The following is a 19954-nucleotide window of genomic DNA, read 5'->3' as shown; positions in this document are numbered from 1 at the left end:
GCCCCCGGCAGGGGGCGGGCGGCCACACGAAGTGGGCAAGCCTGGGGGCGAGTCCAGAAACACCGCGGAACCGGCTTAGCCGGGCCGCCGGTGTTGCCCCCGGCAGGGGGTTGGCGGCTACACGAAGTGAGCAAGCCTGGGGGCGAGCTTCATCTAGCCGCATCCCCCTTGCGGTATTCGGCGGTGAGTTCGTCGAGTTTGAGCTTCAGGCCCGCGTCCAGCTTGTATTCAGCGCCAGCCAGCGTCGCATCCAATTGCTCCGGCCGGCTGGCGCCGAGCAGCGGCGCGGTGATCAGCGGATTCGCCATCACCCAGGCGACCGCCAGCGTCGCGAGCGGCACGCCGGCCTCATCCGCCAGCTTGTGCAACTGCGTCACCGTGGCGAAGCTGCGCTCGTTCCAGTAGCGGTCCTGGTACATCGTGCCCGCCGTGCCCAGCGTGAAGCGCGTATTGCTTTCCGGCTTGGCGTCTGACTTGTACTTGCCGGTCAGCAGGCCGCCCGCCAGCGGGTTGTACGGAATCACGCCCAGGCCCTCTTCACCCGCCAGCGGCAGCAGCTCGCGCTCGATCTCCCGGAACAGCAGGCTGTAGCGCGGCTGCACCGACACCAGCCGCGTGAGCTTGTGCAGCTCGGCCTTTCCGATGGCACGCGCCAGCCGGTAGGCGAGAAAGTTCGACACGCCGATGTAGCGCGCCCGACCGGAGCGGACGATCACGTCCAGCGCCTCGAGACTCTCGTCCAGAGGCGTCTCGCGATCGTCGTGGTGCAACTGGTAGAGGTCGACATGGTCGGTCTGCAGCCGCTTGAGCGACGCGTCGATGGCGTCCAGCAGGTGCTTGCGCGACGCGCCCTGGTCCCAGGTGTTCGGGCCGACCTTGCCCACTGCCTTGGTCGCGACGATGTATCGGCTGCGGCCCTTGGCGCGCAGCCAGCGGCCGATGATCTCCTCGGTGCGGCCGGTGGTCTCGACGGTGCCGCCGAGCGGGTACACGTCCGCCGTGTCGAGAAAGTTGATGCCGCCGTCAGTCGCCTTGTCGAGGATGCGGTGCGACACCGACTCGTCGGTCTGCAGGCCGAAGGTCATGGTGCCGAGCGCGAGTCGCGACACGGTGAGGCCGGTGCGGCCGAGGCGGGTGGTGGGAATGCTCATGGAAAGACTCCGATCGCTGCTGCTGCTACTGGGCGGAGGGGCATCATAGTCAGCGCCGCGAATTCCGGCATGGCGAGTGGGGTTCGATTGATCTCGCAGCAAGGAAGCGCGACCATTGTGCGCACCTGCTGGCAACGATTGACCCCGATGAAGACGGCCGACGCCCCACCGGTCGACGTGTTCGACGCCACGTCTGCGTCGCGCGCGGCGCTGGAGCTCGTCGCCAACAAGTGGGCGCTGCTCATCGTGCCGGCCCTGCGCGACGGGCCCCTGCGCAACAACGAACTCCTGCGGCGCATTGGCGGCATCTCGCAGAAGATGCTCACGCAGACCTTGCGCGACCTCGAACGCAACGGGCTGGTGCTGCGCACGGACCGCCGCAGCGTCCCGCCGCATGTGGAATACGCGCTGAGCGACGTCGGGCGGCCCTTGAGCGAGGCGTTCGTCGCGGTGGGGTGCTGGGCCGAGGCGCATCACCGGGATCTGGCGGATGCGCGAAAGGCATTCGATGCGCGGAATCGCGGCTAACGGTACGTCGCCAGATGAATGCTCGTCTCCGTATTGCGAATGCCCTTCAGCAGCCGTATGCGCTCCAGCACGTGCGACAGCTCCGTCATCGAACGGGCGCGCAGTTCGGCCAGCAGGTCCCAGCGGCCGTTGGTGTCGAACAGCGCGGCCACGCCCGGTTCGCCCAGGAGGCTGGCAATGACCAGCCGGGTCTGATTGCCTTCGACCTGGATCGCCATCCAGGCGCGGATTTCATCCGAGCGCTCTGCCGGCCGAAGCTGCACCGAGTAACCGACGATCACGCCGCCGTCCTCCAGTTTTCGCAGCCGGTTCGTCACCGTGCCGCGCGACACGCCGAGCTTCTGGGCCAGCGTCGCCGCGGGAAGGCGGGCATCCTGCCGAAGCAATGCGATCAGTTGATGGTCGAGTTCGTCGAGGTCCATGCCGACACTGTCGGTCAGTCCCGGCGTTTTGCCAAACTCAGCCGCTGGCGGTGGCCAGTTCCAGGAAACGCAGCGACGGTTCCGAGGACAGCGCGCGGGTGACGGCCTTCGACTCCTCGGCGCTGAGGGGCACCAGCATCTCCACCTGCCCGGCGACGCTGGTCGCCAATGGGATGCCGTCCCGATAGGCCACGCGCGAACCCGCGACACGGGCGACCTTGGGACCCGGCACGACGGTGCCGAGCAGGTTGGCCGGATCGGTGGCCGCGAGGCAGACCAGGCTCTCGTCCGGCGCCTGTCGCCGCACCTGCCGCATGAGCCCGATGGCTTCGGGCAGCGCGAACTGCTCGCCCGCCACGCCGGCGATGAATCTGCCGCCGCGGATTTCCCCGCGTGCTTCGAGCCGCCGATAGGCGCGCACGAGATCGCGCCACGGCGGCAGCCACGCCGGTTCGCGCTCGAGGATGCGCCAGCACACCACGCCGTAGCGCCGCAGCAGGATGCGCGCGACCTGCTCGATGGCGTCCGGGGAAACGGCGGGCGCTGCGCCCGGCGAAGCCGCCGCGCGCTGTCGGACCAGCGACCAGCGGCCGGCGTCCTCGATGCCGAAGAGTGCGGTGCGGCGCCGCCGCCGCGCGTGCGCCGACGAACGCTTCGAAGGCGGAATCAGCAAGGCGCGCAGCCCCGCGTAGCTGTCGCAATGCGCGCGGCCGCGCACCACGAGTTCGCTCAGCGCGTCTTCGAGTTCGGTGCCCAGCAGATGGGTGCCTTGCACGATCTCGTCGAAGAATGAAGCGCCATGCGCTGCGAGGAAGGTGGCGACACGCTGCGCCCGCGAGCCCAGGCCGGCGTCGTCCACGGGCGGGGGCACGAGGCCTGTCCACAGCGCCGCAGTGCGTCGCGGCAGGAGCAGCACCGGCGTCGCCCGAAGCGACGTGCCGCCACCGCCCGCACGGGCATCGCTGGCGGCAGGGCGCAGGCGCGTCCACAAGGTGCGGCCGGCGGTGCACAGGTCGTCGAGCCATGCCGGCGTGTAGTCCTTGACCCGGGCCGGAAGCAACTCCGCCTCCCAGGTGCCGGCCGGCGCCTCGTAGCCTTCGAGTTGCATCAGGATGCCCGCCAGCGCGTCCGGGCCGCTGACCCGGCTCGCGCTGCCGACGTGCTGCCACTCGAACAGGAAGCGCACGAAGTCGCGCGGCTCGACGGGTTCGATCTCGCGGCGCAGCCGCATGAGGGTGTAGCGATGGATGCGGGCGAGCAGGTGGCGCTCGCACCACTCGGCAGTTGCGGCGCCGGGCGTGAAGCGGCCCTGCAACACGTAGCCTTCGGCTTGCAATGCCGAAAGGGCGGCATCGATGTCGATGCGGGGCAGGCGCAACTGCGCCGCGAGGGTGTCTGCCGACATCGGGCCGAGCCCCGTGAGGCGCGAACGCAGCAGTTCGCGCAGCATGTCCTCGGCGCTGCCCTGCGCTCGCGCGTATTCCGCAGGCGGCTCGATGGCCGGCCGCATCGCCGCTTGGGGATGGAGTGCGGCGATCTGCGCCAGGCCTTCGGCTGCCACCCACAGGCCGGCGCCCGGCGCATCGCCCGTTTCAGGCACCAGCCGCGTCGCGCGCCCGGCCTGCGCGAGCGCGTTGAGCCATGACAGCCACTCCGCGTTGGCCGTTGCCTCCGCATCGGTCACGACGCCAAGCCCGGTCAAGGCTTCATGCATCTCGTCGGGACTGCGCACATGCGGCCACGCCTCCTGCCTCACGCTCTCGATCGCATCGGCGTCGAGTTGGCCGAGATCGTCCGCGCTCTCCGGATCGACGTAGCGCCGGTTCTGCACGGCCTGGGTGCGGCGCTCTTCCAGCGGCGCATCGTCGAGGAAGGCGTAGGGCCGGGCATTGAGCGCTTCCGCCGCGAGCGGCGACGGGGCCGGAAGGTCGCGCGCCACCACTTCGACTTCACCGGATTCCATGCCGCGCAGCAGCCGCAGCCAGCCTTCCGCGTCCATCGCGTCGTAGAGGCAGTCGCGCAGCGTCTGCGTCACCAGCGGATGCTCCGGAATCTCGCGCTCGCCGGTCAGGTTCTCCGCGCAGGCGACCTGATCCGGAAAGACGCTGGCCAGCAAGTCCTCGGATCTCATCCGCTGCAATTGCGGCGCCACCTTGCGGCCGCCGACGAAGCGCGGCAATGCAAGCGCGGTGGTCGCGTTCCAGCGCCAGCGCGCGCCGAAGAGCGGCGCGTCGAGCAGCGCCTGCACCAGCACATCGAGCGCGGTCGCCGAATGCAGGTAGCGTGCGACCTCGTCCAGCGGAAAGCTGTGGCTCGTCGAGAGTGACAGCACGATCGCGTCCTCGGTTGCCGCCGCCTGCAGCTCGAAGTTGAATTGCCGGCAGAAACGCTTGCGCAGCGCCAGCCCCCACGCACGATTGAGTCGACTGCCGTAGGGCGAATGGATCACCAGCTGCATGCCGCCCGACTCGTCGAAGAAGCGCTCCATCACGATGCGCCGCTGGGTCGGCAGCGCGCCGAGGACGCGCATGGCGCGGGCGAGATGCTCGGCCATCTGGCGGGCGGCGTCGGTGTCCATGCCGATGTCGCGGGCAAGCCCGTCCACCGTCGCCTGGAGACCTCGAGCGGCCAGGCTGCCCGCAATTTCGTCGCGAAGGCGCGAGACGCCGAAGGAGAGTTCATCCGTCCGCCCCGGCGCCTCGCCCAGCCAGAACGGGATGTTGGGCGCCGCACCATGCGCGTCTTCCACCCGCACGCGGCCGGGCTCGATACGCAGGATGCGGTAGCTGGTGTTGCCGAGCTGGAAGACATCGCCCGCCAGGCTCTCGACCGCGAAATCCTCGTTGACCGTGCCGATCTTATGCGCCTGCGGTTCGAGCATCACCGTGTAGTCGCCCGTCTCGGGGATGGTGCCGCCCGAGGTCAGGGCGGTCAGGCGCGCGCCCTTGCGCTCGCGCAGGAGGTGATGCACGGCATCGCGGTGAACATAGCTCGCGCGCTGGCCGAGCCGCGTGGTGAAGCCTTCGGCCAACATGCGGATGACCGACGCGAAAGTCTCGCGCGCGAGTGGGGCATAGGGCCACGCACGCCGCACGAGCGCGAAGAGCGCGTCCTCGTCCCATTCGCGCGAAGCGGTCTCGGCGACGATCTGCTGGGCCAGCACATCGAGAGGCGCAGGCAGTACGCGCAGCGCATCGAGTTCGCCGCGGCGCACGCAGTCGAGCAGGGCGGCGCACTCGACCAGTTCGTCGCACGACTGCGGAAACAGGCGCGCCTTCGGCACACCGCCCACGGCATGGCCCGAGCGCCCCGCGCGCTGCAGGAAGGTGGCAATCGATCGCGGCGAACCCAGTTGGCACACGAGGTCCACATCGCCGATGTCCAGCCCAAGCTCCAGCGAGGCCGTCGCGACCAGCACCTTGAGGTCGCCGCGCTTCAGGCGCTGCTCGGCATCGAGGCGCGTTTCCTTCGCGAGGCTGCCATGATGGGCCGCGACAACCTCCTTGCCCAGGATCTCGCCAAGGTGCCGCGCGGCGCGCTCTGCCATGCGGCGCGTGTTGACGAAGACCAGCGTCGTGCGATGCGCATGAACCAGTCCCGCGACGCGCGCATAGACCTGCTCCCACTGCTCGTTCGACATCACGGCGGCGAGCGGCGTCGGCGGGAGCTCCAGCGCGAGGTCGCGTTGCTTGGCGTATCCGATATCGACGATCTCGCAGTCGGCGACGCCATCGACGACCGCGCCGGCGCCGACGAGGAAACGCGCGATCTCGTCGATCGGCTTCTGCGTGGCCGACACGCCGATGCGGATGAGCGGCTTCGCGCAGAGCGACTGCAGCCGTTCGAGCGACAGCGCCAGATGGCTGCCGCGCTTGGTGGCGACCACCGCGTGGATCTCGTCGACGATGACCGTGCGAACGGTCGAAAGCATCCGGCGGCCCGACTCGGAGCCCAGCAGCACATAGAGCGACTCGGGCGTGCTGACCAGGATGTGAGGCGGCTGGCGCAGGCTCTGCTGGCGTTCCCTGGCCGGCGTGTCGCCGGTGCGCACGGCCGTGCGGATATCGACGTCCGGAAGCTCCAGCCTGGCAAGTTCGCGGCGGATGCCGGCGAGCGGCGCCTTGAGGTTGATGCCGATGTCGTTGGAGAGCGCCTTCAGCGGCGAGATGTAGAGCACCGATGTCTCGTCGGGCAGGCCACCCGGTTCGAGGCCGTGCCGCACCAGGCCATCCAGCGCCGCCAGAAAGGCCGTCAGCGTCTTGCCCGACCCGGTGGGCGCCGCGACCAGCGTGTGCCGCCCCGCGGCGATGACCGGCCACGCGGCGGCCTGGGCCTCCGTGGGCCCCGGGAAGGTGGCGTTGAACCAGTTGGAGACGGCGGGATGGAAGTCTTGAAGCACGGGGTGGCGGGGTCTTGCCGCGCAGCGTCGGCGCAGGGAAATGAGATCAGGCCGGCCCTGAGGATGTCAAGGCGCGCCAGCTTCCGGCGATGTATCCGTTCATGACGCGGCCAGGTCCACGAGAACCCGCCCGCGCACCTCCCCGGCCAGCAGGCGCGGTGCGATGTCGATGACCGCGCCGAGCCCGATGGTCTCGGTGTTGGCGTCGAGCAGATCGCGCGGCAGCTCGTTGGCAAGGAGTTGCCAGGCCGCGAGCCGGCGCGTCTGCGGCGCATGGACGCTGTCGATGCCCGCGAGCGTGACGCTGCGCAGGATGAACGGTGCGACGCTCGCAGGAAAATCCAGGCCCTGCGCCAGCCCGCAGGCGGCGACGGTGCCGCCGTATTTGAGGCTCGCGCAGACGTTGGCGAGCGTGTGGCTGCCTACGCTGTCCACCGCCGCGGCCCACCGCTCCTTCTGCAAGGGCTTGCCGGGTTCGCCCAGCGTGGCGCGGTCGATGATCTCCCTGGCCCCCAGGCGCTGGAGGTGCGCGGCCTCCTGCGGCCGGCCGGTCGATGCGTGCACCTCGAAGCCCAGCTTCGCGAGCAGCGCGATGGCGATGCTGCCCACGCCGCCGTTCGCACCGGTCACCAGCACCGGGCCCGCGGCGGGCGTCACGCCGTGATGCTGCAGCGCCATCACGCACAGCATCGCGGTGTAGCCGGCGGTGCCGATCGCCATGGCCTGCCGCGCATCGAGGCTCGCGGGAATGGGCAGCAGCCAGTCGGCCTTGACCCGGGCCTTGCGCGCGAGGCCGCCCCAGTGCGTTTCTCCAACACCCCAGCCGTTGAGCAGCACCGCGTCGCCGGGCCTGAAGTTCGCATCGCTGCTCTCGGCCACGGTGCCGGCGAGGTCGATGCCGGGCACCATCGGGAACTTGCGCACCACGGACGACTTGCCGGTGATCGCGAGCGCGTCCTTGTAGTTGACGGTGGAATAGGCGACGTCGACGAGCACCTCGCCTTCGGGCAGCCGGGCCTCGTCGAGGGAGGTGACGGCGGCTTGGGTAGTGCCGTCGTCGGCCTTGGTGAGCAGCAGGGCTTCGAACATTGCGGTGCTCCCTGGTGATTTAGCCTTCACTCACTGCGCGCGGCGAAGGCGCGCACTTCGCCGGGCTTGCGCAGCATCTTGTCGACGTCGGCCGCGTGCAGTTCCTCGAGCTGGATCATCTGCCGGGCGAATTCCTCCAGCGCCACGGAGTGGCCTTCGACCAGGCGGAGGAGTTCGCGGTACAGGTCCAGCGCCTTGCCCTCCGTCGCCAACGACTCCTGCAGGATCGCCGACATGTCGTGCTTGTGCGAATCGAGCAGCGGGCCGATGCCCAGCGACGGGTAGGCGCCGAGCGTCGTGATCCATTCGCCCACCTGCTGCGCGTGCAGCAGCGATTCGTTGGCCTGCTCGCGCAGCCACGAGACGATCGGGATGCGCGAAAAACCGAAGACGAGGAAGGAGTAGTGCGTGTAGCGCACGACGCCGGCCAGCTCCGCTTCCAGCAGGCGGTTGAGGACATCGACGACCTGGGCCTTGTCGAGTTGGGACATGGGAAGGCACCTCCGCAAGCGAAGCCGGCGCCACCAGCAGCGCCTCGCAAAGACTCGCACGATCCCCGCGCCGGCGCAAGCAGCCAAGGCCGTTTGACGGGGCCGGACGATGGGCGTACGGTTGCCGCCCGGCTCGCCCGCGTGCACGAGACCGGGAACCAAGGAGACACATAGATGACGGATCTGTCCACTCATCCGACGCAGATGGCCAGCGCCTGGCTGGCCGATTTCACGTCCGCCCTGGAACGGCAGGACATCGATGCGGCGGTCGCGCTGTTCGAGCCTGACTGCTATTGGCGCGACCTGGTCGCTTTCACCTGGAACATCCGGACACAGGAAGGCCCCGAGGCCATCCGCAAGATGCTGGAGGCACGGCTGGCCGAAACGAAGCCGAGCGCCTTCGCGGTCGAAGGCGAGGCGACGGAGGCCGATGGCGTGGTGGACGCGTGGTTCACCTTCGAGACCGCCGTCGCGCGCGGACGTGGCCACCTGCGGCTGCGCAAGGGCAAGGCCTGGACGCTGCTGACGACGATGACCGAACTGAAGGGCTTCGAGGAGCGCAAGGGCGATCGGCGCATCAAGGGCGCCGAGCACGGCGCGAACCCCCAGCGCAAGACCTGGCTCGAAAAGCGCGACGAGGAAGCGAAGACGCTGGGCTTCACCGAGCAGCCCTATGTCGTGATCGTCGGCGGCGGGCAGGGCGGCATCGCGCTCGGCGCGCGGCTGCGCAAGCTGGGCGTGCCGACCCTCATCGTCGAGAAGAACGCGCGGCCGGGCGACTCCTGGCGCAAGCGCTACAAGAGCCTGTGCCTGCACGACCCGGTCTGGTACGACCACCTGCCCTACCTGCCTTTTCCCGAGGACTGGCCTGTGTTCTCGCCCAAGGACAAGATCGGCGACTGGCTGGAGATGTACACCAAGGTGATGGAGCTCAACTACTGGGGCTCGACCACCGCGAAGAAGGCGCGCTTCGACGAGGCGAAGAAGGAATGGGAAGTCACCGTCGAGCGCGACGGCAAGGAGATCACGCTGCGGCCGAAGCAGCTCGTCTTCGCGCTCGGCGTCTCGGGCTACCCGAACGTACCGAAGATCCCTGGCGCCGAGACCTTCGAGGGCGAGCAGCACCACTCCAGCGCGCATCCCGGGCCTGAGGCCTGGCGCGGCAAGAAGTGCGTGGTGCTCGGCTCCAACAACTCGGCCCACGACATCTGCGCGGCGCTGTGGGAGAACGGCGCCGACGTGACCATGATCCAGCGCAGCTCGACGCACATCGCGCCCTCGGATTCGCTGATGGAGCTGGCGCTGGGCGGGCTGTACTCCGAGTCTGCGGTCAAGGCCGGCGTGACGACCGACAAGGCAGACCTGATCTTCGCCTCGGTGCCCTACAAGATCATGGCGCCGATGCAGGTGCCGGTGTACGACGAGATGAAGAAGCGCGACGCGGACCTCTACGCGCGGCTTGAGAAGGCCGGCTTCCTGCTGGACTTCGGCGTCGACGGCTCGGGCCTCTTCATGAAGTACCTGCGGCGCGGCTCGGGCTACTACATCGATGTGGGCGCCTCGGAGCTGGTGGCCAACGGCAGCATCAAGCTGCGCAGCGGCGTGACCATCGAGCACATCAACCCACGCTCGGTGACGCTCAGCGACGGCAGCGAACTGCCGGCCGACCTGATCGTCTACGCGACCGGCTACGGCTCGATGAACGGCTGGCTGGCCGACCTGATCTCGCCGGAGCTGGCGGACAAGGTCGGCAAGGTCTGGGGACTGGGCTCCGACACGCCCAAGGACCCGGGGCCGTGGGAAGGCGAGCTGCGCAACATGTGGAAGCCGACACAGGTGCCGCAGCTGTGGTTCCATGGCGGCAACCTGCACCAGTCGCGGCACTATTCGCAGTTCCTCTCGCTGCAGTTGAAGGCGCGCATGGAGGGCCTGTCGACGCCGGTGTACGAACTGGCGCCAAGCCACCACCGGCGCTGAATCAGACGGCAGCGAGCACGGCGGGCCAGCGCAGCTCGTGGCCCGTGCGCTCGGTGAAAGCCCGGAGATCCTCCGGCGTGTCGATGTCGACCCGGTAGCGGCTGTTATCGGTGTCGAACCAGCGCACGCGCTCCGGATGGGCATCGCGCCAGCGGCGACAGGCCGCGTTCGCATCGCCGGCCAGCCACTCGTCGCGCAAGGCGGATTCGAAGATCACCGGATTGCCCGGCTCGCCCGCCACGCGCGGCACGGCCATCGAGGCGTCGCCGCGCTTCTTGAAGGCGCCGATCAGCGCCGTGATGTCCTGCGCGTTGATCATCGGCTGGTCGGCCAGCGCGACGATCACCGCGTCCAGCTTCGGCGACAGCGCCTGCAGGCCGATGCGCACGGACGAGGCCTGGCCGTCGTCCGGCGATGGATTGCGCGCCAGGGTGACGGGGAAGTCGCGCACGGCCGCCTCGATCGCGTCCGCGTGATGGCCGAGCACGACGACCACCTCGTCCACGCCCGCGCCCGAAAGCGCGATCAACTGCCGGCGGATGAGCGGCACGCCGCCGAGTTCGAGCAGCGATTTCGGCCGGCCGCCGAGCCGGCTCCCGGAGCCGGCCGCGAGCAGCACCGCGCCGATCGCCATGCGCGCGTAGAGGCCGCCGCCGCCTTTGAGGATGCAGCCCATGTCAGTGCCCGCAGCAGGAGGGTTTCGCTGCAGCCGGGACCGATGGCGAATCCGCCGCCGCGTGGGCAGCAGGCAATGCGCGCTCGGCGCCGCGCCGGTGCGAGACGACCGCGGCCAGCACCGACAAGGCGATTTCCTCCGGCGTGGTCGCAGGCATCGGATAGCCCGCGGGCGCGACGATCGCGCCCACCGCCTCTGCGTCGGCGCCCGCTGCCATCAGCGATTCCTTCAGCACCTGTGCCTTGCGCGCGCTGGCGACGAAAGACACCTGCCGTGCATCGAGCGCGAGCGCCAGCCGCAGCGCCTGCACATCGCGGCGGCCCTGCGTCGCGACGACCACCCATGCGCCCGGCGCGACCTGCGACGTGACTGCCGCCGCGTCGTCGCTCGCGATGACGCGCTGCGCATCCGGATAGTCCGCCGCCTGCGCCTCGTGCGCCACCAGCGTGACCGCGAAGCCCACGCGCGGCGCGAGCTGGCTCAGGCTGGCGGCGACCGGCGAAGCGCCGATCACCACCAGTTGCGCCTGCGGCAGCACCGGGTCCACGAACAGCTCCAGCGTGCCGCCGGAGTGGCAGGCCATCCCGAATTCCAGCACGTCGCCGAGGTCCTTCTCCTGCCCATCGGCGGTCGGTGCGATTCGGATCAGACGTGCATGCCCATCGGCCAGTACCTGCCGCACCGTGCGGACGACGGCGGGCTGCGCGCAACCGCCGCCGATCCAGCCATGGAAGTCGCCATCGGCCGTGACGACGGCCTTGTCGCCGGGGTGGGCCGATGCCGGCGCCAGCGCCTTGATCACGCTGACCAGCGCATAGGGCTTGCCGGCCCTTTGCAGCCGCTGGGCGGCATCGAAGACCGTGTCGACGTTGTTCATTGCGACTCCTTGGCGAGCGGGAAAAGGTTGGATCACGTTGCGGTGCCGGCGTTCAGCGCAGGTGCTGCGCGAGCCCGGCCAGGTCGCGCAGGCTGTCGAGGCGCGCAAATCCCTCGACCAGGCCGCCGTGTTCGACGACGCCCTGCATCGCCTGCGAGGCCGGCAGCCGTTCCGACGGGTGGAACCACTGGACGCGCGCACCGCGCCGGCGCACGCGCGCCAGTTCTTCGGCGAGGCGCGGCGGCGCGTCGGCATCGAAACCGTCCGACAGCACCCACACGCGCGCATTGCGCGTGAGCTGAGCGCGCGCATGCACCGCATGGAAGTCGGCGAGGCTCGTGGCGATGCGGGTACCGCCGCCGAAGCCGGCGGTGACGGCGTTGATCTTCTCCTGCACTGCGGCGGAGTCGCTGCGCAGCAGCGGCGTGACTTCGGCGAGCCGGGTGTGGAAGACGAATACGCGTGCATTCATCGCCGCCACGAAGGCGCGGGCGATGCGCAGGAAGAGTTGCGCGTGGGTCTCCATCGACCGGCTCACGTCGACGAGGATGAAGAGGCGCGGCCAGTCGCGCCGCGGCGCGCGCCACACGGGATGCACGGGCAGGCCACCGGTGCGCAGGCTGGCGCGCAAGGTTCGGCGCACGTCGAGGCGGCGGCCTTGCGCGCTGTCGTGCCAGCGGCGGGTCAGGCGCTTGCGCAGGCGCTGCGCGATCTGCTCGGCCAGGCGTTCGAGCTGCGCCAGGTCCTGCGGCAGCCATTCCGAGAACGCACGGTCGTGCAACGCGTCGGCACGGCTCGCGCCGCCCTGGGCGCGTGGCAGGCCGGCATCGTCTGCCTGCACCGTCGGTGCCTGCAGGGAAGTGTCCTGCGTCGGACGTGTCGACGGCGGTGCGCCGTCCATGCTGTCGTGCAGGCTCTTCACCATTTGCCGCAGGTTGCGGCTCGGGCGCGTCTCGCCGCTCGTCCGCGTCTTGCCTTTCGTGCGCGTGGGGTGCCAGTAGCGCTCGAAGAGTTCGGGCCAACGCTTCCAGTCGCGTGCGTCGTGGCAGGCGATGGAGCGCCAGGCCGCATCGAGCCGGGACGCGCGCTCGATCGGCACGCGCAGGGCGGCGCTCACCATCGCCTGCTGCTCCGCCACGCCGACCTTCAGGCCGTGGTCACGCAGCAGGGCCGCGAATCCGGCGATGCCGTCGAGCGGGCGTGCGGTGGTGTTCATGTGGGCTGCGGCGCCTTCTCGGCCACGCCGACGGTGCGCCGCCCCTCGATGAGCTGGCGGACGCGGTCCTCGCCGAACTGGAAGCGGTCCTCGCGTGTCTTGAGCAGGCAGGCCAGCGTGCCGGCGAGCGCGTGCGGGTCGTCGGGCATGGCCTTGAAATCGAGCCGGTGCAGCGCGCGCACCCAGTCGAGCGTCTCGGCCACGCCGGGTGTCTTGGCGAGGTCCTCGCGACGCAGGCGCTGCACGAAGGCCACCGCCTGTTCGACCAGCGCGCTCTCGGCGTGCGGCATGGTGGCGCGCACGATCGCGATCTCGCGCGCGAGCGTCGGGTATTCGAGGTAGTGGTAGAGGCAGCGGCGGCGCAGCGCGTCGGACAGCTCGCGCGTGCCGTTGCTGGTCAGCACGACCTGCGGCACGTGCGTGGCGTGCACGGTGCCGAGTTCGGGCACGGTGATCTGGTAGTCGGCCAGCACTTCGAGCAGGAAGGCCTCGAAGGCTTCGTCGGCGCGATCGATCTCGTCGATCAGCAGCACGCAGGGCGCGTCGCTGGAGATGGCCTGCAGCAAGGGGCGTTCGAGCAGGTAGTCGCGCGAGAAGAGATCCGCCTCCTTCATGCCCTGCGGTTGCGTCTCGTGCAGGCGGATCGCGAGCAGCTGGCGACCGTAGTTCCACTCGTAGGCCGCCTGGGAGAGGTCCAGCCCCTCGTGGCATTGCAGCCGCACGAGCGCCTGGCCGCGTGCCTGCGCCAGCGCGGCGGCCAGCGAGGTCTTGCCGACACCGGCATCGCCTTCCACCAGCAGCGGCCGCTGCAATTCACCAGCCAGCCACAGCGTGGTGGCAAGGCCTTCGTCGGCGATGTAGCCGGCGCGGTGCAGCGATTCGCGCAGCTCGGCTTCGGTCATGGCGCGTTTCAGGTGCCCTTGCCGAGCAGGCCCGCGAACCAGCCCTTGACGAGGCTCCACAGCATGGCGAGCGCGTTGATCTCGCGCGCTGGTGCGGGTGCCGCGGCGGGGGGCGGGGAGGACGACGGTGCCGCCGCCGGGTCTGCAGTCGCCGCACCCGATGCGTCCGGCGCCGGCAGCGCCGCGGCCGCTGCGCGGAAGTTGTCGACGAACTGCGCCAGCAGCATCTCGGACACCGGCACCATCAGCCGGCTGCCGAACTGCGCGAACTTGCCGCTGACGGCGACCACGGCCTGCCCCGCCAGCACCGAGGTGGCTGCAGATTCGCCGGGCTCGATGGTGGCGCTGAGGTCCATCGAGGCCGACGAGCCGCCGCGGTCCGCGCCCTTGCCGAGCATCTGCAACTTCATCGCCGACTCGTCGAGCGCAAGCACCTCGATGTCGCCCGCAAAGGCCGCGTTCGCCGGGCCGACCTTGACCTTGACGTTGCCCTTGTAGTGCGTGTCGTCGACCTGCTCGGTGATGGCCGCGCCCGGCATGAGGCCGGCGACCGCCTTGACGTCGCGCAGCACCTGCCACGCACGGGCCGCATCCACATCGAGCGGGTAGCGCTTGTCGATCTTGACTTCCATCGTGGCCTTTTCTCGGGATGATTCAGAGCGCGACGCCGCTCTCCTTCAGTTGCTGCCACACGCGGTAAGCGCTGTGCGGCATCACCATGTGCTTCACGCCCAGGTGCGCGAAGGCATCGACCACGGCCGAGGTGAAAGTAGGGATCGAGCCGACGTGCGGGGACTCGGCCACGCCCTTGGCGCCGATCGGATGGTGCGGCGACGGCGTCACGGTATGGTCGGTTTCCCATTTGGGCGTCTCCACCGCCGTGGGCAGGAAGTAGTCCATCAGCGTGTTGCCGAGCAGGTTGCCCTGCGCATCGAAAGGCATCTGCTGGCCCATCGCCACCGCATAGCCTTCGGTCAGCCCGCCGTGGATCTGGCCTTCGATGATCATCGGGTTGATGCGCGTGCCGCAATCGTCGAGCGCATAGAAGCGGCGCACCTTGGTCTCGCCGGTGCCGCGGTCGATGTCGACCACGCACAGGTAGATGCCGAAGGGGAAGGTGAAGTTGGGCGGGTCGTAGTAGTGCACTGCCTCCAGGCCGGGTTCGAGCCCCGGTGGCGCCTGGTGGTAGGCGGCCCAGCAGATGTCCTTCATCGACTTGAACCGGCTGTCGTCGCCCTTGACCTTGAAGCGGTCGATTTCCCAGTCGAGGTCGTTCTCGCCGACTTCGAGCAGGTGCGCGGCGATCTTGCGCGCCTTGGCGTGGATCTTCCGCGCGGCGAGAGCGATGGCGGCGCCGGCCACGGGCGTCGAGCGCGATCCGTAGGTGCCCAGGCCGTAGGGCGCGGTGGAGGTATCGCCTTCCTCGACCTGGATGACTTCGGAAGGGATGCCGAGTTCGGTCGCGATGATCTGCGCATAGGTGGTCTGGTGCCCCTGGCCCTGCGTGATGGTGCCCATGCGCGCGATGGCGCTGCCGGTCGGGTGCACGCGAATCTCGCAGCTGTCGAACATGCCGACGCCGAGGATGTCGCACATCTTGCTCGGCCCGGCGCCGACGACTTCGGTGAAGGCGACCAGGCCGATGCCCATGAGCGTCGGGCAGTCCGGATCGGCGCGCCTGGCGGCCTGCTCGGCGCGCAGTCCCTTGTAGTCGCAGGCGTCGAGCACCTTCTGCAGTGCGGTGTGATAGTCGCCCGAGTCGTATTCGAAGCCGAAGGCCGACGTGTACGGAAACTGCTCCTTGCGGATGAAGTTCTTCGCGCGGATCTCCGCCTTGTCCATGCCCAGCTTCTGCGCCAGGACGTCCACCATGCGCTCGATGAGGTACACCGCCTCGGTGACGCGGAACGAGCAGCGGTAGGCCACGCCGCCCGGCGCCTTGTTGGTGTAGACGCCCTTCACGCTGCACCACGCGGCGGGTATGTCATACGAGCCCGAGCAGATGTGGAACAGGCCGGCCGGATACTTGGTCGGGTCGGCGCAGGCATCGAAGGCGCCGTGGTCGGCGATGACGTCGACTCGCAGGCCGAGTATCTTGCCGTCGGCGGTGGCCGCGAGTTCGCCATCCATGTGGTAGTCGCGGGCGAAGGCCGTGCTGGAGATGTTCTCGATGCGGTCCTCGATCCACTTGACCGGCTTGCCCAGCACGATGCTCGCAACGATCGCGCACACATAGCCGGGGTACACGCCGACCTTGTTGCCGAAGCCGCCGCCGATGTCGGGCGAGACGATGCGGATCTTCGACTCCGGCAGGCCCGACAGCAGCGAGACCACCGTGCGCACGACGTGCGGCGCCTGCGAGGTCATGTAGGTGGTCAGCTCGCCGCGCACCGGATCGAAGCTCGCGACGCAGCCGCAGGTCTCCAGCGGGCAGGGGTGCACGCGCGGATAGAAGATGCGCTCGGCCACCGTCACCGGCGCGTTCGCGAAAGCCGCGTCCGCGGCGGCCTTGTCGCCGGCCTCCCAGGTGAAGATGTGGTTGGGATGGTCGCGCTTGCCGTGCGCGCCGTCGGTCTTGCCGGCGAGGTCCTCGCGCAGCACGGGCGCGTTCGGCTCCAGCGCTGCGAAGGGGTCGATCACCACGGGCAGTTCCTCGTACTCGACGAGCACCGCCTCCACGCCGTCGGCGGCCGCGTACCGGTCCTCGGCGATGACGACCGCGACCTCCTGCATCTGGAAGTGCACCTTCTCGTCGGCCAGCACGGCCTGCACGTCGCCCGCGAGCGTCGGCATCCAGTGCAGCTTGAGCGGTTTGAGGTCGTCGGCGGTGAGCACTGCGATCACGCCGGGCACCTTCAGCGCCTCGGTCTTGTCGATCTTCTTCACGCGCGCATGGGCGACCGGCGAACGCACGATGTCCATGTGCAGCATGCCGGGCATCCTGATGTCGTCGACGTAGTTGCCCTTGCCCTGGATGAAGCGCGCGTCTTCCTTGCGCAGGCGGCTGTCGCCGAGGCCTTGCAACGCGGAGCTGCGTTCCAGCAGCGCGGGGTCGATGGGGGCGTTCATGCGGCCACCTTTTCAGTCTGCTGCAGCTTGGCGGCGGCATGCAGCACCGCCTTGACGATGTTCTGGTAGCCCGTACAGCGGCACAGGTTGCCGCTCATCCCGGCGCGGACTTCATCCTCGGTCGGATTCGGGTTCTCCTGCAGGAAGCGGTAGGCGCGCATCAGCATGCCCGGCGTGCAGAAGCCGCATTGCAGGCCGTGCTCCTTGTAGAAACCTTCCTGCACCGCGTGCAGCACCGCGCCTTGCGCGAGGCCTTCGACCGTCAGCACGTCCGCTCCGTCGCATTGCACCGCAAGATGGGTGCAGCCCTTGACCGACTGCCCGTCGATGTCGACGGTGCAGGCGCCGCAGTGGCTGGTCTCGCAGCCGATGTGCGCGCCGGTGAGGTGGCATTCCTCGCGCAGGAAGTGCACGAGCAGCATGCGCGGCTCCACCGCCTTCTCGATGCGCCTGCCGTTGACGTTGACGCTGATGAGTTGCTTGGCCATGGGGTGTGTCTCCGTGCGCTCGTTGGTCTTCACTGGCAGCGTGCGGCGGCCTTGGCAAGGGCGCGCTTCACCATCTGGCCCGCCATCGCCGTCTTGTAGTCGCGATCGCCGCGCAGGTCTTCGGCCGGATCGCAGATCGCCATCGCCTTCGCGGCGGCATCCGCGATGCTCGCGTCGGTCAGTGGCTTGCCGAGTACGGCGGCTTCGGCATCGACGGCGCGCAAGGCGGTCGGCGCGAGGTTGGTCAGCGCGATGCGGACGTGGCTCACGTTGCCGCCGCCATCGATGCGCAGGACCACGGCGGCCGCGGCGGTGGCCCAGTCGCCGGTCTTGCGCTTGAGCTTCTCGTAGGCGTAGCCGGTCTTGGGTGCGAAGGCGGGCACGCGAATCTCGACGAGGATTTCGTCTTCGGCCATGTCCGTCATGTAGGTGCCCTTGAAGAAGCCGTCCGCCGGCACCCGGCGGCTGCCGTTCGGGCCTTCGAGCACCAGCACGGCATCGAGCGCGATGGCGAGTGCCGGGTGGTCGTTGCCCGGATCGCCGTGCGCGATGTCGCCGCCGATCGTGCCGCGATTGCGCACCTGCGGATCGCCGATCTGGCGCGCGGCTTCGGGCAGCAGGGGCACCTTCTCGCGCAGCAGGGGGGAACGGATGAGTTCATTCTCGACGGTCATCGCGCCGATCACGACGGTGGCGCCGTCCTCGCGGATGCCACGCAGCGCGTCGATGCGGTTCAGGTCGATGAGATGCATGGGCTGGGCAAAGCGCAGCTTCATCATCGGCAGCAGGCTGTGGCCACCGGCGAGGAGCTTGGCATCGCTGCCGAGCGTGCCGAGGAGCTGGATCGCGTCGCCGACGGAGCGGGGCGCGTGATAGTCGAATCCGGCGGGGATCATCGTGCTTGTCTCCTGTCGTGCAGCAGGCCACCGGGCTCTTCGGCCCGCGTACAGGCAGTGAACTTAAGACCACAGGATCGGCCGCAGAATTCCCGCGCACGAAGCACGGGGACGCGCGCACGAAATGCGCGGACAGCTGCATGAACTGCGCGCCGCCGGACCGTGTTCCGGGTTATCCCGGATCAGCTGCGCAGCGCGTCGATTTCGGCGATGCCGAGCTGCTCCAGAAGGCGCGGCACGCTGGTGCGCGCGACCGGCAGGGGCGTGGTTTCGCCGCGCAGCTTGAGGCTGACCTTGCCGTTGTCGCGCAGGATCTGCTCGGCGAAATCGAGGTTCGCGAGGTAGCTGCGATGAATGCGCAGGAAGGAAGCGCCGTCGAGCCGTTCCGCCAGATCGCTGATGTTGAGATTGCAGAAGCTCGATCCTTGCGCGGTGCTGACCCACGTGTAGTGGCCCTCGGATCGTATGTAAGTCACCGCTTCCACATCGACGAGCACGATGCGGTTCTGCGACACCGTCGGGATCTTCTGCAACTGGCGCTTGGCCTGCGGCTTCTGCACCGCGGGCTCCTCGCCGCTCACGAGCTCGGTGATGTCGTAGAAGATCAGCGTGTAGCTCGCGGTGTCGCCACGCAGGTCCGAGAGCTTGGCCACCTTGATCAGCAGCACGCGCTCGGGGATGTTGATGATCATCGTCATCGGGGGCGGATTGCTGACCGGGCACTCCGCCTGGTCGAGCAGGAACTTCACCTTGGGCTGCGAGTGCTCGGGATGGAAGGACAGCACCATCTTCTCGAAGGGCTGCTTGTCCTCCACCGGCAGCACGCGGCGCGCGAAGCTGTTCATCGCGACGACCCTCAGCTCGCGGTCGAGCTGGACCACGCCGACATCCGAGCGCTCGAGCAGATACAGGGGGCTGCGGCTTTGCATTCGTGTCTCCATGGCCGGCCGTGGGAGCAGGAAGGCAATTGAAGCACTGTTTGCGCGTCGTTGCGCAGGGGGGCGGGCCCTAGCCCGATCGGCGGCCTACAGCCCCTTCTCCACCATGTCGAGCAGCCGCTGCCCCAGCGCATCGGTCTGCTCTCGCGGCATGCCGCGCAAGGGCCCGTCGATGATGAGCAGCGCCAGTCCGTGCACGGCTGACCAGGCGAGGAACTCGGCGCCAGGACGGCGCTCGGGCGGCATCACGCCCGCATCGACAAGTCGATCCAACGCAGCGCCCAGCAACTCGAACGGATTCATGCCGCTCTGGCCGCTCTTGGTCTCGGCGGGCACATCCTCCACATCCACCGTCGTCGCGAAAGCCGTGCGGAACAGGCCGGTCTCGGCCTGCGCAAATCGCAGGTAGCCCGTACCCACTGCGCGCACGCTCGCACGTGCGAAGTCCGCCGGCTTGCGTGTGGGCTGCAAGGCCGAGAGTTCGGCCTCCATGGCGACGGCGACGGCGGCAAGGGCTGCCGCACGCACCGCCTGCAACAGTGCCTGCCGGCTCGCGAAGTGCCGGTACGCCGCATTGGGAACCACGCCTGCACGGCGCGTGGCCTCGCGCAGCACCACCGCATCGGGGCCGCCGCTGCGCGCGAGTTCGACACCCGACTCCAGCAACGCGCGCCGCAGGTCGCCATGCCGGTAAGTGCTACGCGGAGGAGGGCTGGGAGCGATCGGGATGGGCATCGAGTCTTTCATGTGGACAGCGTCCATTATCTTTGCTATCGTCTTGTGGACGTTGTACACAACGTGACACATCTTCCCTCATTCGAGGCTTCGAAGGAAC

The 19954-nt window shown here is 69.0% G+C and carries 17 protein-coding genes; 2 read left to right on the top strand and 15 right to left on the bottom strand.

The features are described from left to right. Positions 1-149: 149 nt before the first annotated feature. Entirely contained in the window at positions 150-1151 is a 1002-nt protein-coding gene (locus QTH97_RS21660) for an aldo/keto reductase (RefSeq protein WP_286570519.1), read from the bottom strand. Positions 1152-1298: 147 nt separating this feature from the next. Here QTH97_RS21660 and QTH97_RS21655 point away from each other — a divergent pair, with 147 nt between their 5' ends. Next, entirely contained in the window at positions 1299-1679 is a 381-nt protein-coding gene (locus QTH97_RS21655; RefSeq protein ID WP_286570518.1) for a winged helix-turn-helix transcriptional regulator, read from the top strand. Here QTH97_RS21655 and QTH97_RS21650 read toward each other — a convergent pair. The 4 genes from QTH97_RS21650 to QTH97_RS21635 are packed head-to-tail and all read right to left on the bottom strand — an operon-like array spanning position 1676 to position 8080. Next, positions 1676-2101: an Lrp/AsnC family transcriptional regulator gene (locus QTH97_RS21650; protein ID WP_286570517.1), complete on the bottom strand. Its 426-nt coding sequence runs from the start codon at positions 2099-2101 to the stop codon at positions 1676-1678. The two genes, QTH97_RS21655 and QTH97_RS21650, sit on opposite strands and share 4 nt — an antisense overlap. 37 nt (positions 2102-2138) lie before the next feature. Then, positions 2139-6542 (bottom strand): DEAD/DEAH box helicase, encoded by a 4404-nt coding sequence (locus QTH97_RS21645; RefSeq protein WP_286570545.1) that lies wholly within the window; start codon positions 6540-6542, stop codon positions 2139-2141. A 57-nt stretch (positions 6543-6599) separates the two neighbouring features. Then, positions 6600-7589 (bottom strand): acrylyl-CoA reductase (NADPH), encoded by a 990-nt coding sequence (acuI, locus tag QTH97_RS21640; protein ID WP_286570516.1) that lies wholly within the window; start codon positions 7587-7589, stop codon positions 6600-6602. A gap of 26 nt (positions 7590-7615) precedes the next feature. Continuing rightward, positions 7616-8080, bottom strand: coding sequence for a ferritin-like domain-containing protein (locus QTH97_RS21635; protein ID WP_286570515.1), 465 nt, complete (start codon positions 8078-8080; stop codon positions 7616-7618). A 174-nt stretch (positions 8081-8254) separates the two neighbouring features. On the opposite strand from QTH97_RS21635, the gene QTH97_RS21630 reads away from it, so the two are divergent. After that, positions 8255-10057, top strand: a complete 1803-nt coding sequence (locus QTH97_RS21630; RefSeq protein WP_286570514.1) for an NAD(P)/FAD-dependent oxidoreductase — start codon at positions 8255-8257, stop codon at positions 10055-10057. Between the two features lies 1 nt (position 10058). Here the strand turns inward: QTH97_RS21630 and QTH97_RS21625 are convergent, their stop codons facing one another. The 10 genes from QTH97_RS21625 to QTH97_RS21580 form a co-directional block, all read right to left on the bottom strand. Then, a complete protein-coding gene (locus tag QTH97_RS21625; protein ID WP_286570513.1) occupies positions 10059-10733 on the bottom strand; it encodes a nucleotidyltransferase family protein in 675 nt (224 codons plus the stop codon). Between the two features lies 1 nt (position 10734). Beyond that, complete coding sequence (locus QTH97_RS21620; RefSeq protein WP_286570512.1) at positions 10735-11610, bottom strand: XdhC family protein; 876 nt, start codon at positions 11608-11610, stop codon at positions 10735-10737. 52 nt (positions 11611-11662) lie between these two features. Beyond that, positions 11663-12826: a vWA domain-containing protein gene (locus QTH97_RS21615; protein ID WP_286570511.1), complete on the bottom strand. Its 1164-nt coding sequence runs from the start codon at positions 12824-12826 to the stop codon at positions 11663-11665. Continuing rightward, positions 12823-13728 (bottom strand): AAA family ATPase, encoded by a 906-nt coding sequence (locus tag QTH97_RS21610; RefSeq protein ID WP_286570510.1) that lies wholly within the window; start codon positions 13726-13728, stop codon positions 12823-12825. Before QTH97_RS21610 ends, QTH97_RS21615 begins: the two co-directional genes overlap by 4 nt. Positions 13729-13736: 8 nt before the next feature. Then, the gene (locus QTH97_RS21605; RefSeq protein WP_286570509.1) at positions 13737-14360 is read right to left on the bottom strand and encodes an SRPBCC family protein; all 624 of its coding nucleotides are present in this window, start codon (positions 14358-14360) and stop codon (positions 13737-13739) included. A gap of 22 nt (positions 14361-14382) precedes the next feature. Then, positions 14383-16797, bottom strand: coding sequence for an aerobic carbon-monoxide dehydrogenase large subunit (locus QTH97_RS21600; protein WP_286570508.1), 2415 nt, complete (start codon positions 16795-16797; stop codon positions 14383-14385). Next, the gene (locus QTH97_RS21595) at positions 16794-17285 is read right to left on the bottom strand and encodes a (2Fe-2S)-binding protein (RefSeq protein ID WP_286570507.1); all 492 of its coding nucleotides are present in this window, start codon (positions 17283-17285) and stop codon (positions 16794-16796) included. Before QTH97_RS21595 ends, QTH97_RS21600 begins: the two co-directional genes overlap by 4 nt. 29 nt (positions 17286-17314) lie before the next feature. Beyond that, positions 17315-18181 (bottom strand): FAD binding domain-containing protein, encoded by an 867-nt coding sequence (locus QTH97_RS21590; RefSeq protein ID WP_286570506.1) that lies wholly within the window; start codon positions 18179-18181, stop codon positions 17315-17317. A 182-nt stretch (positions 18182-18363) separates the two neighbouring features. Continuing rightward, on the bottom strand, positions 18364-19110 hold the full coding sequence (locus QTH97_RS21585; RefSeq protein WP_286570505.1) for a PAS domain-containing transcriptional regulator: 747 nt from the start codon (positions 19108-19110) through the stop codon (positions 18364-18366). 96 nt (positions 19111-19206) lie between these two features. Further along, positions 19207-19854 (bottom strand): TetR/AcrR family transcriptional regulator, encoded by a 648-nt coding sequence (locus QTH97_RS21580; RefSeq protein ID WP_286570504.1) that lies wholly within the window; start codon positions 19852-19854, stop codon positions 19207-19209. Positions 19855-19954 lie beyond the last annotated feature (100 nt).

It is taken from the genome of Variovorax gracilis (genome assembly GCF_030317115.1).
Lineage (GTDB): Bacteria > Pseudomonadota > Gammaproteobacteria > Burkholderiales > Burkholderiaceae_C > Variovorax > Variovorax gracilis.
The sequence above is the reverse complement of the archived record's forward strand: the minus strand, read 5'-3'. Positions and strand labels throughout refer to the sequence as shown.

Excerpts from the sequence above, each read along its gene's own strand:
- QTH97_RS21660 (WP_286570519.1), bottom strand. The coding sequence starts at position 1,151 with ATGAGCATTCCCACCACCCGCCTCGGCCGCACCGGCCTCACCGTGTCG.
- QTH97_RS21655 (WP_286570518.1), top strand. The coding sequence starts at position 1,299 with ATGAAGACGGCCGACGCCCCACCGGTCGACGTGTTCGACGCCACGTCT.
- QTH97_RS21650 (WP_286570517.1), bottom strand. The coding sequence starts at position 2,101 with ATGGACCTCGACGAACTCGACCATCAACTGATCGCATTGCTTCGGCAG.
- acuI (WP_286570516.1), bottom strand. The coding sequence starts at position 7,589 with ATGTTCGAAGCCCTGCTGCTCACCAAGGCCGACGACGGCACTACCCAA.
- QTH97_RS21635 (WP_286570515.1), bottom strand. The coding sequence starts at position 8,080 with ATGTCCCAACTCGACAAGGCCCAGGTCGTCGATGTCCTCAACCGCCTG.
- QTH97_RS21630 (WP_286570514.1), top strand. The coding sequence starts at position 8,255 with ATGACGGATCTGTCCACTCATCCGACGCAGATGGCCAGCGCCTGGCTG.
- QTH97_RS21625 (WP_286570513.1), bottom strand. The coding sequence starts at position 10,733 with ATGGGCTGCATCCTCAAAGGCGGCGGCGGCCTCTACGCGCGCATGGCG.
- QTH97_RS21620 (WP_286570512.1), bottom strand. The coding sequence starts at position 11,610 with ATGAACAACGTCGACACGGTCTTCGATGCCGCCCAGCGGCTGCAAAGG.
- QTH97_RS21615 (WP_286570511.1), bottom strand. The coding sequence starts at position 12,826 with ATGAACACCACCGCACGCCCGCTCGACGGCATCGCCGGATTCGCGGCC.
- QTH97_RS21610 (WP_286570510.1), bottom strand. The coding sequence starts at position 13,728 with ATGACCGAAGCCGAGCTGCGCGAATCGCTGCACCGCGCCGGCTACATC.
- QTH97_RS21605 (WP_286570509.1), bottom strand. The coding sequence starts at position 14,360 with ATGGAAGTCAAGATCGACAAGCGCTACCCGCTCGATGTGGATGCGGCC.
- QTH97_RS21600 (WP_286570508.1), bottom strand. The coding sequence starts at position 16,797 with ATGAACGCCCCCATCGACCCCGCGCTGCTGGAACGCAGCTCCGCGTTG.
- QTH97_RS21595 (WP_286570507.1), bottom strand. The coding sequence starts at position 17,285 with ATGGCCAAGCAACTCATCAGCGTCAACGTCAACGGCAGGCGCATCGAG.
- QTH97_RS21590 (WP_286570506.1), bottom strand. The coding sequence starts at position 18,181 with ATGATCCCCGCCGGATTCGACTATCACGCGCCCCGCTCCGTCGGCGAC.
- QTH97_RS21585 (WP_286570505.1), bottom strand. The coding sequence starts at position 19,110 with ATGCAAAGCCGCAGCCCCCTGTATCTGCTCGAGCGCTCGGATGTCGGC.
- QTH97_RS21580 (WP_286570504.1), bottom strand. The coding sequence starts at position 19,854 with ATGCCCATCCCGATCGCTCCCAGCCCTCCTCCGCGTAGCACTTACCGG.